This window comes from Streptomyces sp. NPDC047981 (assembly GCF_040653315.1).
Taxonomy (GTDB): Bacteria; Actinomycetota; Actinomycetes; order Streptomycetales; family Streptomycetaceae; genus Streptomyces.
In genome coordinates this window covers 73301-89328 of the sequence record NZ_JBEZNQ010000012.1, presented here as the reverse complement: position 1 = coordinate 89328, position 16028 = coordinate 73301, and the positions used below count along the sequence as shown (strand labels likewise).

Here is a 16028-nt window from a genome sequence, read left to right as displayed (position 1 = left end):
AGTCGAGTGGGGTGGCGGGTCGCCGTGCGATGAGGGTGATCACTGATCGGTGCCGAATTCCGAGTCGATGAGGGCGAAGATCTCGTCCGCGGTCGCCGATGCGATCCGGCTCTCCGCGTCGTCGTCCGCGCCTTCCGCCGCCGTTCCGCCGCCCGCCCTCTGCGTCGTCTCCTGGACCTTGGCCAGGAGGGTCTGCAGCCGGACGGCGATGGCGGAGTGGTCCAGGTCGCCCCACGAAGGTGCCGAGAGACCGGTGACCGCCGCCTCCAACTGCGCCAGCTCCGCGAGAACGGGCTGCTGCGCCGCCGCGTCGTCGGGCACGACGCGCTGAAGGACGTGGTCCGCGAGCGCGGCCGGTGTCGGATGGTCGAAGACGAGCGTCGCCGGCAGCCGCGTACCCGCCATGGCGTTGAGCCGGTTGCGGAGTTCGACGGCGGTGAGGGAGTCGAAACCGAGCTCCTGGAACGCGCGGTCCGGCTCGATCACGGCGTGATCGGCGTGCCCGAGGACGAACGCCACCTCCGTGCGGACCGCCTCCAGGACATGCGCCCGGCGCTCCTCCCCGGAGAGACCGGCCAGCTGCTGCGCCAGGGCACCGGGCCCGCGGCCGTCGGCACCGGCCCGCGCCGCCTGGCGACGCCGGACCACGCCCGTGTCCGCGACGAGACCGCGCAGCAGCTCGGGCGTACGGCTCTCCCCGCGTACGGCCCCGAGGTCGAGCGGAGCGGCCACCACCTTCGTACGGCGAGTGGCGAGAGCCGCCTCGAACAGAACCGTCGCCGCGGACTCCGTCACGGGGCGGAAGCCGCCCTGGGCCGGCGCCTCCGCACCGTCCCACGGACCCCAGGCGATGGAGGTCGCGGGAAGGCCGTGCGCGGTGCGGTGTTCGGCGAGGGCGTCCAGGTAGCCGTGGGTGAGACCGGACCCAGATCCGGCGGTGGCGCTGCCGGCAAGAGTGGAGAAGAGGACGAACTCGGCCAGCGTGTCGATGCCGCGGGTCAGCTCGTGGAGGTCGCGAGCCGTGTCGAGGTCGGACTGCTCCTGGGCGCTCCCCGTGTCGCCGGCGACGCCTGCGTCGGAGGCGGCGATGACGGCGATGACGGCGGTGAGGGGGTGGTCGGTGGGGATGGACGCGAGGGTCGTCGCGCTGAGGGTGGTGAGGGTGACGTGGGTGGCGCCGAGGGCGGTCAGTTCGTCGTGGAGCTGGGTGGCGGCGGGGGCGTCGGGGGCGGTGTGGCTGGTGAGGAGGAGGTGTGTGACGCCGTGGTGGGTGACGAGGTGGCGTGCGATGAAGGCGCCCTGGGGACTGGTGGCGCCGGTGACGAGGACGGTTCCGTTGGTGATGTCGGCGCTCCAGGGCGCCGGCGGGGCGGACGGGGCTGTCGGGGCTGTCGAGTCGGTGGGAGGGGTGAAGTCGGTGGTCGGCGTCAGGCGCTGGAGGCGGGGGACGTAGGTCTTGCCCTCGCGGATGGCGGCCTGGCCTTCCTCTCCGTCGGTGAGTGCGAACAGGGCCTGGAGGGAGGCGGCGTCGTCGTCGAGGTCGGCGAGGACGATCCGGCCGGGGTTCTCCGACTGGGCCGAGCGGAGGAGACCCCAGAGGGCGCTGCCGGCCAGGTGGTCGGTGATGTCGGCGGTTGCGTCGGTTTCGGTTTCGGTTCCGGTTTCGGTGACGGACACGGCCCCGTTGGTCAGGACGACCAGGCGGGTCCGTGCCAGGTGCTCGTTCGCCAGCCACTCCTGGACCAGGTTCCGCATGTACTGCGTACGGGACGCGAGGTCGGTGGCCGTGGTGGGGGCGGGGGCCCAGGGGAGGAGTACGGCGTCGAGGCGGGTGCCGGCCTCGACCGCCTTGGCCACTGCTTCCACGTCCGCGTAGTGCTCTGCGCGTGCGTAGGCAGCCTGCTGGGAGGTCTCACCGGCGTAGCTCAGAACACCCCAGGCGGGCGGTGCTGCCGGCTGCGCAAGGACCGTCGGGAGCCACCGCACCTCGAACAGGTCGAGAGCTGGGCTGTCCGATGTGACGACGGCGAATGCCTCCATCGGGAGGGCTTGGTAGGTGAGGGCGTCGATGGTGAGGACGGGTTGGCCGGTCTGGTCGGTGAGGTGTACGGAGGTGGTGGTGGGGTGTGTGTCTGTGGGGGTGGTGGTGTGGGTGTGTACGGAGGTGGCGCCGGTTGCGTGGAGGCGTACTCCGTGCCAGGTGGTGGGGATCCAGGTGTGGCCGTCTTGGTGGGGGAGTTGGTGGGTGGCGAGGGCTGCGTCCAGGAGGCTCGGGTGCAGGCCGAACCGCGGGGCGTCGCCCATGCGCTCCTGCGAGAGATCGATCAACTGCTGCGGCCCGGTTCCGTCGGCGTTGCCAGGCGAAGGCACGGTGGTCAGGGGGCCCTCGCTGTCGCCCTTGCCGAGGCGGCCCTGGGCATGGAGGGTCCACGGGGCGTTGGTCGTGTCGTCCGGGCGGGCGTGAACCGTCAGCGAACGGTTGCCCGTCGTGTCCGGGATGCCGACGCGGACCTGAAGCTGAACGCCACCGCCGTCCGCCGGGAAAGCGAGAGGCTGTGCCAGATCGAGCTCTTCGAGCACGGACGCGCCCACCTCGTCACCGGCCCGAATCGCCAGCTCGACCAGTGCCGCGCCGGAGAGGACGGCGGTGCCGTCGATGGTGTGGTCGGTGAGCCAGGGGTGGGTGTGGAGGGAGAGGTGGCTGGTGAAGAGCGTCTCGTCGGATCCGGCGAGGGTGGCAGTGGCGCCGAGGAGGGGGTGGCCGGTGTCGGTGAGGCCGAGACCGGTGGCGTCGCTGGTTGTGGTGTGGGCCGATTCGAGCCAATAGCGCTGGTGTTGGAAGGGGTAGGTGGGGATGTCCGTGCGCTTTCCACCGGTTCCGGCCAGGTACTGCTGCCAGTCGACCGTGGTGGTGCTGTGGGTGTGGAACTGGGCGAGGGCTGTGAGGAGTGTGTCCGCTTCGGGGCGGTCTCGGCGGAGGAGGGGGATGGTGGTGGCGGTGTCGGTGGTGTTCTGGATCATGGCGGAGAGGACGCCGTCGGGTCCTGCTTCGATGATGGTGGTGGTGCCGAGGTGGGTGAGCGTATGGGTGGCGTCGGCGAAGCGGACTGCTCCGCGGACTTGGTTGGCCCAGTAGTCGGCGGTGCGGAGGTCGTCACCCGTCGCCGGCTTTCCGGTGAGGGTGGAGATGACCGGGATCTTCGGTTCGTTGTAGGTGAGTTGGGCTGCGATGGCCCGGAATTCGTCGAGCATGGGGTCGATGTGGTGGGAGTGGAAGGCGTGGGAGACGGTGAGCTGTTTCGTCTTCCTGCCTTGTGACTCCATCGCCGAGGCGATGGCCCGTACTGCCTCTTCGTCACCAGAGATGACCAGTGATGTGGGGCTGTTGATTGCGGCGATCGCGACCCTGTCGGTGAGGAGGGGGGTGATCTCTTCCTCGGCGGCCTGTATTGCGGTCATGGCTCCGTCGGTGGGCAGGGCCTGCATGAGGCGTGCGCGTGCGGTGACCAGCTTGGCCGCGTCTTGGAGGTTGAGGATGCCGGCGATGTGGGCTGCGCTGAGTTCGCCGATCGAGTGTCCGGCTAGGACATCGGCCGTGACGCCCCAGGTTTCGACGAGTCGGTAGAGGGCGACCTCGGTGGCGAAGAGTGCCGGCTGTGTCCAGCCCGTCTCGTCCAGGCCCGCGCCGGATGTGATGACCTGCTTCAGGGGCTGGTCGAGGTGCGGGTCGAGAGCCGCTGTGACCTCGTCGAAGGCAGCAGCATAGGCCGGGAAGGCTTCGTACAGGTCGAGGCCCATGTTGATCCGCTGCGCGCCCTGGCCGGTGAACACGAACGCGGTCTTTCCGTTCGTGCGGGTGCCTCGGGCCAGGCCTGGGGCTGAGGTTCCGGTGGCGAGTGCCCGCAGGCCGGTCAGGAGCTGGTCGCGGTCGCGGCCGGTGATGACGGCGCGGTGGTCGAGCATTGCGCGTCCGGTGGCGAGGGTCCAGGCCACGTCCACCGGCTCGATGGCCGTGTCAGCCTCTGCGTGCTCCAGGAGTCGGCCGGCCTGGGCTTCCAGGGCTGCCGGTGTCTTGCCCGACAGCACCCACGGCACCACCGGAACGGGAACCACCGGCTCGGACGCCGGTTCGGGCTCCTCCGCCTCCGCGACCTCCTCGATGATCACGTGGGCGTTGGTGCCGCTGATGCCGAAGGAGGAGATGCCTGCGCGTCGGACGCGGCCTTCGGCCTGCCACTCGCGCGCCTCGGTGAGGAGTGCGACCTCGCCGGTGGTCCAGTCGACGTGGTCTGTGGGCTCGTCGATGTGAAGCGTCTTCGGGAGTACGCCGTGGCGCATCGCCTGCACCATCTTGATGATGCTTCCGACGCCTGCGGCTGCCTGGGTGTGGCCGATGTTCGACTTAAGGGAGCCGAGCCACAGCGGCCGGCCCTCCGGGCGCTCCTGGCCGTAGGTGGCCAGGAGGGCCTGGGCCTCGATGGGGTCGCCGAGGCGGGTGCCGGTGCCGTGGGCTTCGACGGCGTCGATGTCGGCGGTGGTGAGGCCGGAGTTGGCGAGGGCCTGGCGGATGACGCGCTCCTGGCTGGGCCCGTTGGGGGCGGTCAGGCCGTTGGAAGCGCCGTCCTGGTTCACCGCCGATCCGCGTACGACGGCCAGCACCTGGTGGCCGTTCTTCCGCGCGTCGGACAGGCGCTCGACGAGGAGCAGGCCGACGCCCTCCGACCAGCCGGTGCCGTCGGCACCCGCCGCGAACGGCTTGCAGCGACCGTCAGGGGCCAGGCCGCGTTGCCGCGAGAACTCCACGAAGGAGAGCGGCGTCGACATGACGGTCACGCCTCCGGCGAGGGCGAGGTCGCACTCACCGCTCCTGAGCGCATTGGCCGCCATGTGCAGGGCGACGAGCGAGGAGGAGCAGGCGGTGTCGACGGTGACGGCCGGGCCTTCGAGGCCGAACGTGTACGACAGCCGACCCGAGGCCACACTGCCTGCGTTGCCGCTGGCCAGAAAGCCTTCGAGGTCCTGCGGGATCGTCTGCACGCGCGAGCCGTAGTCGTGGTACATGACGCCGGCGAACACCCCCGTGCGGCTGCCGCGCAGCGTGGAAGGCAGGACGCCCGCGTTCTCGAAGGTCTCCCAGGCGGTTTCGAGGAGGAGTCGCTGCTGGGGGTCGGTCGCGGTCGCCTCGCGGGGCGACATGCCGAAGAACTCCGGGTCGAACTGGTCCGCCTCATGCAGGAACCCGCCTTCACGGGCGTACGACGTCCCGACCCGCTCGGGGTTCGGGTCGTAGATGCCGTCCAGGTCCCAGCCGCGGTTGGTGGGGAACGGGGTGATGGCGTCGGTGCCTTCGGCGACGAGTCGCCAGAGGTCGTCGGGTGATGTCACGCCGCCGGGGTAGCGGCAGGCCATGCCGACGATGGCGATCGGCTCGTCTGTTGTGGTCGTCTTCGACTCGACCACTGCCTTGGCCGTTGTGGTGCCGGAGATGTTCTCGTCGAGGTGGGCGGCGAGGGCGGTGGGTGTGGGGTAGTCGAAGATGAGGGTGGTGGGGAGGCGGAGGCCGGTGGCGGTGTTGAGTTGGTTGCGGAGTTCGACGGCGGTGAGGGAGTCGAAGCCGAGTTCCTGGAAGGCCCGGTCCGCGTCGATGGAGGTGTGATCGGCGTGGCCGAGGACGGACGCGACATGCGTCCGCACCAGGTCGATCAGCGCCTTCTGCCGTTCCTCGGAGGACAGCTCCGCCAAGCGGTCCGCCAAAGACGATCCGCCGCTTTCGGCGACAGCGTTTCCGGCGCGACGAGGTGCTGCGGGCACGAGGAGACGGAAGAGCGGCAGCGGGCCGTTCGCCTGGGCGCGCAGGGCGTTGGTGTCGATGCGGGTGGCGGCGAGCACGGCGTCGCCCGTGGTGTGTGCGGTGTCGAAGAGCTGCATGGCGTGGGTGGTGGTGAGCGGGCGGAGGCCCGCGCGTGCCATGCGCTTGAGGTCGACGTCGGCGAGGCCTTGGGTGATGTCGCTGGTCTGTTCCCACAGGCCCCAGGCGAGGGAGATCGCCGGCAGGTTCTGCGCTCGTCGGTGTTGGGCGAGGGCGTCGAGGAAGGTGTTGCCGGCGGCGTAGTTGGCCTGTCCTGCGGTGCCGACCAGGCCTGCCAGGGAGGAGTAGAGGACGAAGGCAGTGAGGTCGTGGCCGCGGGTGAGGTCGTGGAGGTTCCAGGCGGCGTCGACCTTCGCCCGGAGTACGCGCTCCAAGTGCCCCGGCGTAAGGGACGTGACGAGCGCGTCTTCGAGGACGCCTGCTGTGTGGATGACGGCGGTCAGGGGTCGGTCGGCCGGGATTGCCTTCAGGACCCTGTCGAGTGCGTCGCGGTCTGCGGCGTCGCATGCGACGACGTCGACATTTGTGGCCCCCAATGCGGTGAGTTCGTTGCGGAGTTCGGTTGCGCCGGGTGCTTCGGTTCCGCGTCGGCTGAGGAGGAGTAGGTGGTGGGCGTGGTGTTCGGTGACGAGGTGGCGTGCGAGTACGCCTCCGAGGGCGCCGGTCGCGCCCGTGATGAGGATCGTGCCGGTGCTCCAGTCGGGGGCCTGGGTGGTCTGCTCGGACGAGGGCGCGGTTCGGGTGAGGCGGGGTACGCGGAGTTGGCCTGCTCGTAGGGCCAGCTGGGGTTCACCGGAGGTGACGGCTGCCTGCACCCAGCGCGGAAGGTCAGCCGTGTCGTCGGTGTCGAGGAGGGTGATCCGGTCGGGGTGTTCCGTCTGGGCTGCGCGCAGCAGCCCCCATACGCCGGCGTGGGCGAGGTCCGGTACGTCTTCGTCCCCGCCTGCCTCGACAGCGCCGCTCGTCACGACCACGAGGCGAGAGGCGGCGAAGCGGTCCTCCGTCAACCAGTCCTGCACCAGGGCAAGGAGCTCCTGCACGGCTGCGTGGGTCGCGCCAGGGACTTCGTCATGAGAGGCCACTGGCTGCGAGCCGAGCGGGACCACCACGACGGGCGGGACGGCCGATCCCGCGTCCAGCGCGGTGACCAGTTCGCTCAGAATTGAATAGGCCTGCCCTATCGTCGGCGACAACCCCTTGCCCACCACGGCCCAGGCGACGCCTTCGGCGAGAGCGTCCGGCTCCGGAATGCCGGTCCAGCTCACGCGGTACAGGCCGTCACGCGTGGCCGAACCGGCCGCACGGAGGGCGTTCTTGGACAGGGGGCGGTACGCCATGGTCTCGACGGTGGCGACCGGCGTGCCGGTCGTGTCGGCCAGGTCCAGGGACACCGACTCCGGGCCCGTCTGTGTGAGCCGTACGCGAAGCGCCGAGGCGCCGACGGCATGCACGCTCACTCCCGCCCACGTGAAGGGGAGAGCCGCATCCCTACTGGTGTCCACGACACCTGGCAGGAGGGCATGCAGGGACGAGTCCAGCAGTACGGGGTGGAGGTCGAAAAGGGCTGCGTCGGTGCGCTGGTCGTCGGCGAGGGCGACCTCGGCGAAGATCTCACCGTTGTTGGTGCCCTTCCAGGCGCGGCGCAGGCCTTGGAAGGCGGGGCCGTAGCTGTAGTCCTGCTCGGCCAGGCGGTCGTAGACGCCGTTGAGGTCGACTTCCACGGCACCGGCCGGCGGCCATGCCACCAGGCTGGTTGTGTTCGCGGGGGTCGTTGTGGCGGTCGTGAGGGTGCCGGTGGCGTGGGTGGTCCATGCCCGGCTGTCGTCGCCTTCCGTGTCCGTGTCGGGGCGTGAGTGCACCTGGAGTGTCCGGCGGCCGGACTCGTCGGCGCTCGTGACCACGACCTGGAGCTGGACTCCGCCGCTTTCCGGCAGGACCAGCGGAGCCGCCAGCGTCAACTCCTCCACTCCGCCCGCACCGACATGCTGAGCAGCTCGAACGGCCAGCTCTACGAAGCCGGTCCCAGGTACGAGCACGGTGTTCGCGACGGTGTGGTCGGCGAGCCAGGGGTGGGTGGGGAGAGAGATGCGGGTGGTGAAGAGGGTTTCGTCGCGGTCGGCGATGTTGACGGCTGCGCCGAGGAGGGGATGGCCGGTGCTCGTGAGACCCAGGTCGGTGGCGTCGCTGGTGGTGACCGGGGCATCGAGCCAGTAGCGCTGGTGTTGGAAGGCGTAGGTGGGGATGTCCGTGCGCTTTCCACCGGTTCCGGCCAGGTACTGCTGCCAGTCGACGGTGGTGGTGCTGTGGGTGTGGAACTGGGCGAGGGCCGTGAGGAGTGTGTCCGCTTCGGGGCGGTCTCGGCGGAGGAGGGGGATGGTGGTGGCGGTGTCGGTGGTGTTCTGGATCATGGCGGAGAGGACGCCGTCGGGTCCTGCTTCGATGATGGTGGTGGTGCCGAGGTGGGTGAGGGCGTGGGTGGCGTCGGCGAAGCGGACGGCTCCGCGGACCTGGTTGGCCCAGTAGTCGGCGGTGCGGAGATCGTCGCCGGTGGCCGGCTTCCCGGTGAGGGTGGAGATGACCGGGATCTTCGGTTCGTTGTAGGTGAGTTGGGCTGCGATGGCCCGGAATTCGTCGAGCATGGGGTCGATGTGGGGGGAGTGGAAGGCGTGGGAGACGGTGAGCTGTTTCGTCTTCCTGCCCTGGGCCTCCATCGTGGAGGCGAGCGAGTGGACAGCTTCTTCGTCGCCCGAGATGACCAGTGATGTGGGGCTGTTGATTGCGGCGATGGCGACGCTGTCGGTGAGGAGTGGGGTGATCTCTTCCTCTGTGGCCTGTATTGCGGTCATGGCTCCGCCTGGGGGCAGGGCTTGCATGAGTCGGGCTCGTGCGGTGACCAGTGTTGCGGCGTCTTGGAGGTTGAGGATGCCGGCGATGTGGGCTGCGGTGAGTTCGCCGATCGAGTGTCCGGCGAGGACGTCGGCGGTGATGCCCCAGGTTTCGACGAGTCGGTAGAGGGCGACTTCGGTGGCGAAGAGTGCCGGCTGTGTCCAGCCTGTGTCGTCCAGGCCCGCGCCGGATGCGATGACCTGCTTCAGGGGCTGGTCGAGGTGCGGGTCGAGAGCCGCTGTGACCTTGTCGAAGGCAGCGGCGTAGGCGGGGAAGACTTCGTAGAGTTCCAGGCCCATGTTGATGCGCTGCGCGCCCTGGCCGGTGAATACGAACGCCGTCTTTCCGTTCGTGCGGGTGCCTCGGGCCAGGCCTGGGGCTGAGGTTCCGGTCGCGAGTGCCCGCAGGCCGGTCAGTAGTTGGTCGCGGTCGCGGCCGGTGATGACGGCACGGTGGTCCAGTACGGCGCGTCCGGTGGCCAGGGTCCAGGCCACGTCCACCGGCTCGATGGCCGTGTCAGCCTCTGCGTACTCCAGCAGCCTGCCGGCCTGGGCTTCGAGCGCCGCAGGCGTCTTCGCCGACAGCACCCACGGCACCACCACCGGCGGTGCGGCGGTCTCCTCGGCTGTTGCGGCGGGCTCTTCGATGATGACGTGGGCGTTGGTGCCGCTGATGCCGAAGGAGGAGATGCCTGCGCGTCGGACGCGGCCTTCGGCCTGCCACTCGCGCGGTTCGGTGAGGAGTGCGACCTCGCCGGTGGTCCAGTCGACGTGGTCTGTGGGCTCGTCGACGTGCAGCGTCTTCGGGAGTACGCCGTGGCGCATCGCCTGGACCATCTTGATCACGCCGCCGACGCCGGCCGCTGCCTGTGCGTGGCCGATGTTCGACTTCAGGGAGCCGAGCCACAGCGGGCGATCCTCCGGGCGCTCCTGGCCGTACGTCGCCAGCAGGGCCTGAGCCTCGATGGGGTCGCCGAGGCGGGTGCCGGTGCCGTGGGCTTCGACGGCGTCGATGTCGGCGGTGGTGAGGCCGGAGTTGGCGAGGGCCTGGCGGATGACGCGCTCCTGGGAGGGGCCGTTCGGAGCCGTGAGGCCGTTGGAGGCGCCGTCCTGGTTGATGGCGGAGCCGCGTACGACGGCGAGGACCTGGTGGCCGTTCTTGCGGGCGTCGGACAGGCGCTCGACGAGGAGCAGGCCGACGCCTTCCGACCAGCCGGTGCCGTCGGCACCCGCCGCGAACGGCTTGCAGCGGCCGTCGGCGGCTAGGCCCCGCTGACGGGAGAACTCCACGAAGGCGGTGGGAGTCGACATGACCGCCACACCTCCGGCGAGGGCCAGGTCGCACTCACCGCTCCTGAGCGCGTTCGCCGCCCAGTGCAGGGCGACCAGGGACGAGGAGCAGGCGGTGTCGACCGTGACGGCCGGGCCTTCGAGGCCGAACGTGTACGACAGCCGACCTGAGATCACGCTGGAGAGGTTCCCCGTCATGAGGAAGCCCTCGTACTCCTCGGGCGTACTGCGCAGCCGGGACGCGTAGTCGTCGTACATGGCTCCGGTGAAGACGCCGGTGTTCGTGCCGCGTACGGTCGCCGGGTCGATCCCGGCGCTCTCGAAGGTCTCCCAGGCGGTTTCGAGGAGGAGTCGCTGCTGGGGGTCGGTCGCGGTCGCCTCGCGCGGCGACATGCCGAAGAACTCCGGGTCGAACTGGTCCGCCTCATGCAGGAACCCGCCCTGCCAGACGTACGTCGTACCAGCGGTGTCGGGGTCCGGGTCGTACAGCTTCTCGGTGTCCCAGCCGCGGTTGGTGGGGAACGGGGTGATGGCGTCGGTGCCTTCGGCGACGAGTCGCCAGAGGTCTTCGGGTGATGTCACGCCGCCGGGGTAGCGGCAGGCCATGCCGACGATGGCGATCGGCTCGTCCGCGGCGGCGGTGTTCGTCTGCACGACCGTCTTCGCCGTTGTGGTGCCGGAGATGTTCTCGTCGAGGTGGGCGGCGAGGGCGGCGGGTGTGGGGTAGTCGAAGATGAGGGTGGTGGGGAGGCGGAGGCCGGTGGCGGTGTTGAGTTGGTTGCGGAGTTCGACGGCGGTGAGGGAGTCGAAGCCGAGTTCCTGGAAGGCCCGGTCCGCGTCGATGGAGGTGTGATCGGCGTGGCCGAGGACGGACGCGACATGCGTCCGCACCAAGTCCACGAGAGCTTTCCTCCGCTCCTCCCCAGACAGCCCCGCCAGGGCTGAACCAGTGCTGGACGCCGTGGCGACACCGTTTCCGGCTCGGCGCGGGGCTGCGGGGACGAGGCCGCGGAGCATGGCCAGTGCCTCGTCGCCCCGCGCTCGCAGAGCGGCGGTATCGATGCCGGTCGCCGCGAGGACGGCGGCCTTGGTCGTGTGTGCGGTGTCGAAGAGCTGCATGGCGTGGGTGGTGGTGAGCGGGCGGAGGCCCGCGCGTGCCATGCGCTTGAGGTCGACGTCGGCGAGGCCTTGGGTGATGTCGCTGGTCTGTTCCCAGAGTCCCCAGGCGAGGGAGACGGCGGGGAGGTTTTGGGCTTGTCGGTGTTGGGCGAGGGCGTCGAGGAAGGTGTTGCCGGCGGCGTAGTTGGCCTGTCCTGCCGTGCCGAGGAGGCCTGCGAGGGAGGAGTAGAGAATGAAGGCCGACAGGTTGTGGTCGCGGGTGAGGTCGTGGAGGTTCCAGGCGGCGTCGACCTTGGGGCGCATGACGGCGGTGAGTCGGTCCGTTGTGAGTGATCCGAGGAGTCCGTCGTCCAGGACGCCTGCTGTGTGGATGACGGCGGTCAGCGGCCGGTCGGCCGGGATTGCCTTCAGGACCCTGTCGAGTGCGTCGCGGTCTGCGGCGTCGCATGCGACGACGTCGACATCTGCGGCCCCCAATGCGGTGAGTTCGTCGCGGAGTTCGGTTGCGCCCGGTGCTTCGGTTCCGCGTCGGCTGAGGAGGAGTAGGTGGTGGGCGTGGTGTTCGGTGACGAGGTGGCGTGCGAGTACGCCTCCGAGTGCGCCGGTCGCGCCGGTGATGAGGATCGTGCCGGTGCTCCAGTCGGGGGCCTGCGTGGTCTGCTCGGACGAGGGCGCGGTTCGGGTGAGGCGGGGTACGCGGAGTTCTCCCGCTCGTAGGGCCAGCTGGGGTTCACCGGAAGCGACTGCCGCCTGCACCCAGCGCGGCAGATCAGCCGTGTCGTCGGTGTCGAGGAGGGTGATCCGGTCGGGGTGTTCTGTCTGGGCTGCGCGTAGCAGACCCCATACGCCGGCGCGGGCGAGGTCCGGTACGTCTTCGTCCGGGCCTGCCGCGACAGCGCCGCTTGTCACGACCACCAGCCGGGAAGCCGCGAAGCGGTCCTCCGCCAGCCAGTTCTGCACCAAGTCCAGTACTTCGGCTGTGACTTCGTGCACCGCTGTCGCCAGAGCGTCGCTGTCACGGGCCTCGGGCAGCAGGGGAAGCAGCAGGACCGGCGGTACGGATACGTCGGTACCGGCCGCCACCGTACGCAGATCCACGTACGGCTCCCCGCCAGCGGCGGGCGTGGTCGGGGCCGAGACGGGCTTCCACTCCACGCCGAAGAGGCCGTCGTGTGGGGACTGCCCCGCCGTGCGGAGGGCGTCCTTCGACAGCGGCCGCAGCGCGAGCGTGTCGATGTGGGCGACCGGGGTGCCCGTGCCGTCGGCCAGGTCCAGGCTCACGGACTCAGGTCCAGCCTGTGTCAGCCGTACGCGCAGCAGCGAGGCGCCCACGGCGTACACGTTCACGCCCGACCAGACGAACGGGAATCCAGCCTGGCCCGCACTGTCGGCCACCCCGGGCAGGAGGGCGTGCAGCGAGGCGTCCAGGAGGGCGGGGTGCAGGGCGAACTCGGCCGCGTCCGCGCGCAGTTCTTCCCCGAGAGCGACCTCGGCGAAGAACTCGCCGTCGTTCGTGCCCTTCCAGGCGCGACGCAGGCCCTGGAAGGCGGGGCCGTAGCCGTACTCCTGCTCGGCCAGGCGCTCGTAGACGCCGTCCAGGTCCACCTCCACGGCACCGGCCGGCGGCCACGTCAGGAGGTCGGTGGAGACCGCTGCGGAATCGTTGAGCGTGGTGAGGAAGCCGGATGCGTGGAGGGTCCAGGCGGAGTCGTTGTCGTCGTCGAGGCGCGAGTGGACGTCGATCGTGTGGCGTCCGGCGCCGTCGGGGGACCCGACGCGGACCTGGAGCTGGACTCCGCCCTGCTCGGGGAGGACCAGAGGGGCGGCCAGGGTCAGATCCTCGACCTGGCCGACGCCGAGTTGCTGACCCGCGCGTACGGCCAGCTCTACGAAGCCCGTGCCGGGGAACAGCACATGGCCCAGGACGGTGTGGTCGGTGAGCCAGGGGTGGGTGCGGAGGGAGATGCGGGTGGTGAAGAGCGTCTCGTCGCGGTCGGCGATGTTGACGGCTGCGCCGAGGAGGGGGTGGCCGGTATCGGTGAGGCCGAGGCCGGTCGCGTCGGCTGTGCTCTGGGTCGACTCGAGCCAATAGCGCTGGTGTTGGAAGGGGTAGGTGGGGATGTCCGTGTGGTTCGCACCGGTTCCGGCCAGGTAGGTGTGCCAGCCGACGGTGGTGGTGCTGTGGGTGTGGAGTTGGGCGAGGGCTGTGAGGAGTGTGTCGGGTTCGGGGCGGTCTCGGCGGAGGAGGGGGATGGTGGTGGCGGTGTCGGTGGTGCTTTGGATCATGGCGGAGAGGACGCCGTCGGGTCCTGCTTCGATGATGGTGGTGGTGCCGAGGTGGGTGAGGGCGTGGGTGGCGTCGGCGAAGCGGACGGCTCCGCGGACTTGGTTGGCCCAGTAGTCGGCGGTGCGGAGGTCGTCGCCCGTCGCCGGTTTCCCTGTGAGCGTCGAAATCACGGGAATGACAGGCGGGTTGTACGTCAGTTGGGCTGCGATCGTCCGGAATTCGTCGAGCATGGGGTCGATGTGGGGGGAGTGGAAGGCGTGGGAGACGGTGAGCCGCTTCGTCTTCCTGCCCTGGGCCTCCATGGCCGAGGCGAGCGAGTGGACAGCTTCTGCGTCGCCCGAGATGACCAGTGATGTGGGGCTGTTGATTGCGGCGATGGCGACGTTGTCGGTGAGGAGTGGGGTGATCTCCTCTTCGGTGGTCTGTATTGCGGTCATGGCTCCGCCGGTGGGCAGGGCCTGCATGAGGCGTGCCCGTGCGGTGACCAGCTTGGCCGCGTCTTGGAGGTTGAGGATGCCGGCGATGTGGGCTGCGGTGAGTTCGCCGATCGAATGCCCGGCGAGGACATCGGCCGAGACGCCCCAGGTTTCGACCAGTCGGTAGAGGGCGACCTCGGTGGCGAAGAGCGCCGGCTGTGTCCAGCCCGTCTCGTCCAGGCCCGCACCGGATGCGATGACCTGCTTCAGCGGCTGGTCGAGGTGCGGGTCGAGAGCCGCTGTGACCTCGTCGAAGGCAGCAGCATAGGCCGGGAAGGCTTCGTACAGTTCGAGGCTCATGTTGATGCGCTGCGCGCCCTGGCCGGTGAACACGAAGGCGGTCTTCCCGCCCGTGCGCACACCCTGCGCCAGGCCGGGTGCGGATTGGCCGGTGGCGAGTGCCCGCAGGCCGGTCAGCAGTTGGTCCCTGTCCCGGCCGGTGATGACGGCGCGGTGGTCGAGCATCGCGCGTCCGGTGGCGAGGGTCCAGGCCACGTCCACCGGCTCGATGGCCGTGTCAGTCTCCGCGTACTCCAGGAGTCGGCTCGCCTGGGCTTCCAGGGCTGCCGGCGTCTTGCCCGACAGCACCCACGGCACCACCGGAACCGGAACCACCGGCTCGGAGGCCGGCTCGGGCTCCTCCGCCTCCGCGACCTCCTCGATGATCACGTGAGCGTTCGTCCCGCCGAACCCGAACGACGAGACACCCGCCCGCCGAGGCTCGCCGGTCTCCGGCCATGTCACCTGGTCACGGAGGAGTTCGACGGCGCCGGCCTCCCACTCCACGTGCGGGGTCGGCTCGTCGATGTGAAGCGTCTTCGGGAGTACGCCGTGGCGCATCGCCTGCACCATCTTGATCACGCCGCCGACACCGGCCGCTGCCTGTGCGTGGCCGATGTTCGACTTCAGGGAGCCGAGCCACAGCGGCCGGCCCTCCGGGCGCTCCTGCCCGTACGTCGCCAGCAGGGCCTGCGCCTCGATGGGGTCGCCCAGCGCCGTTCCTGTGCCGTGGGCCTCCACCGCGTCGACCTCGGCAGCCGTCAGGCCCGCGCTCGCGAGAGCCTGGCGGATCACGCGCTCCTGGGAGGGGCCGTTGGGGGCGGTGAGCCCGTTGGAGGCGCCGTCCTGGTTCACCGCCGAACCGCGGATCACGGCCAGCACCTGGTGGCCGTTCTTCCGGGCGTCCGACAGCCGCTCCACCAGCAGCAGGCCGACGCCCTCCGCCCAGCCGGTGCCGTCGGCACCCGCCGAGAAGGACTTGCACCGGCCGTCGGCGGCGAGGCCGCGCAGCCGGGAGAACTCGATGAAGGCGACCGGCGTCGACATCACCGTCGCACCGCCCGCGAGCGCGAGGTCGCACTCACCGCGGCGCAGGGCTCCGGCGGCGAGGTGGAGCGCCACCAGGGAGGACGAGCAGGCCGTGTCGACCGTGACGGCCGGGCCTTCGAGACCGTACGTGTACGACAGCCGGCCCGACGCGATGCTGCCCGCGCTGCCGCTGAAAAGGTAGCCCTCGTTGCCGTCGGCGGGGAGGTTCGGGCGGGAACCGTAGTCGTTGTACATGACGCCGGTGAACACACCCGTACGACTGCCCTTGAGCGAGCCGGGGTCGATGCCGGCCCGCTCGAAGGTCTCCCACGCGGTTTCGAGGAGGAGCCGCTGCTGCGGGTCGACGGCGAGCGCCTCGCGAGGCGACATCCCGAAGAGCTCGGGGTCGAACCGGTCGGCCTCGTGCAGGAAGCCGCCTTCGCGGGCGTACGACGTCCCGACCCGCTCGGGGTCCGGGTCGTACAGCTTCTCGAAGTCCCAGCCGCGATTCGTGGGGAACTCCGACACCGCGTCCACGCCGTCGGTCACCAGCCGCCACAGGTCTTCCGGAGAGGACACGCCTCCCGGGTAGCGACAGGCCATCGCGACGATCGCGATCGGTTCCTGCTGCTTGTCCTCGACCTCACGCAGCCGCTTGCGTGCGTCACGGGCATCTGCGATCGCCCGCTTGAGGTAGTCGCGGAGTTGTTCCTCGCCCGCCATGATGCTCTCAGCTCCCCGCTGGTGTCGACGTGTTGATGTGGTGCCGTGGTGCCGTGGTGTCGTGGTGCTGC

1 protein-coding gene is annotated in these 16028 nt (G+C 70.0%); it reads right to left on the bottom strand.

Annotated elements, in window-relative coordinates; translation table 11 throughout:
* Positions 1-39: 39 nt before the first annotated feature.
* On the bottom strand, positions 40-15957 hold the full coding sequence (locus AB0E14_RS10105; RefSeq protein WP_362414511.1) for an SDR family NAD(P)-dependent oxidoreductase: 15918 nt from the start codon (positions 15955-15957) through the stop codon (positions 40-42).
* Positions 15958-16028 lie beyond the last annotated feature (71 nt).

Bases quoted from the DNA above. Each gene is read 5' to 3' on its own strand.
- AB0E14_RS10105 (WP_362414511.1), bottom strand. From the start codon at position 15,957: ATGGCGGGCGAGGAACAACTCCGCGACTACCTCAAGCGGGCGATCGCA.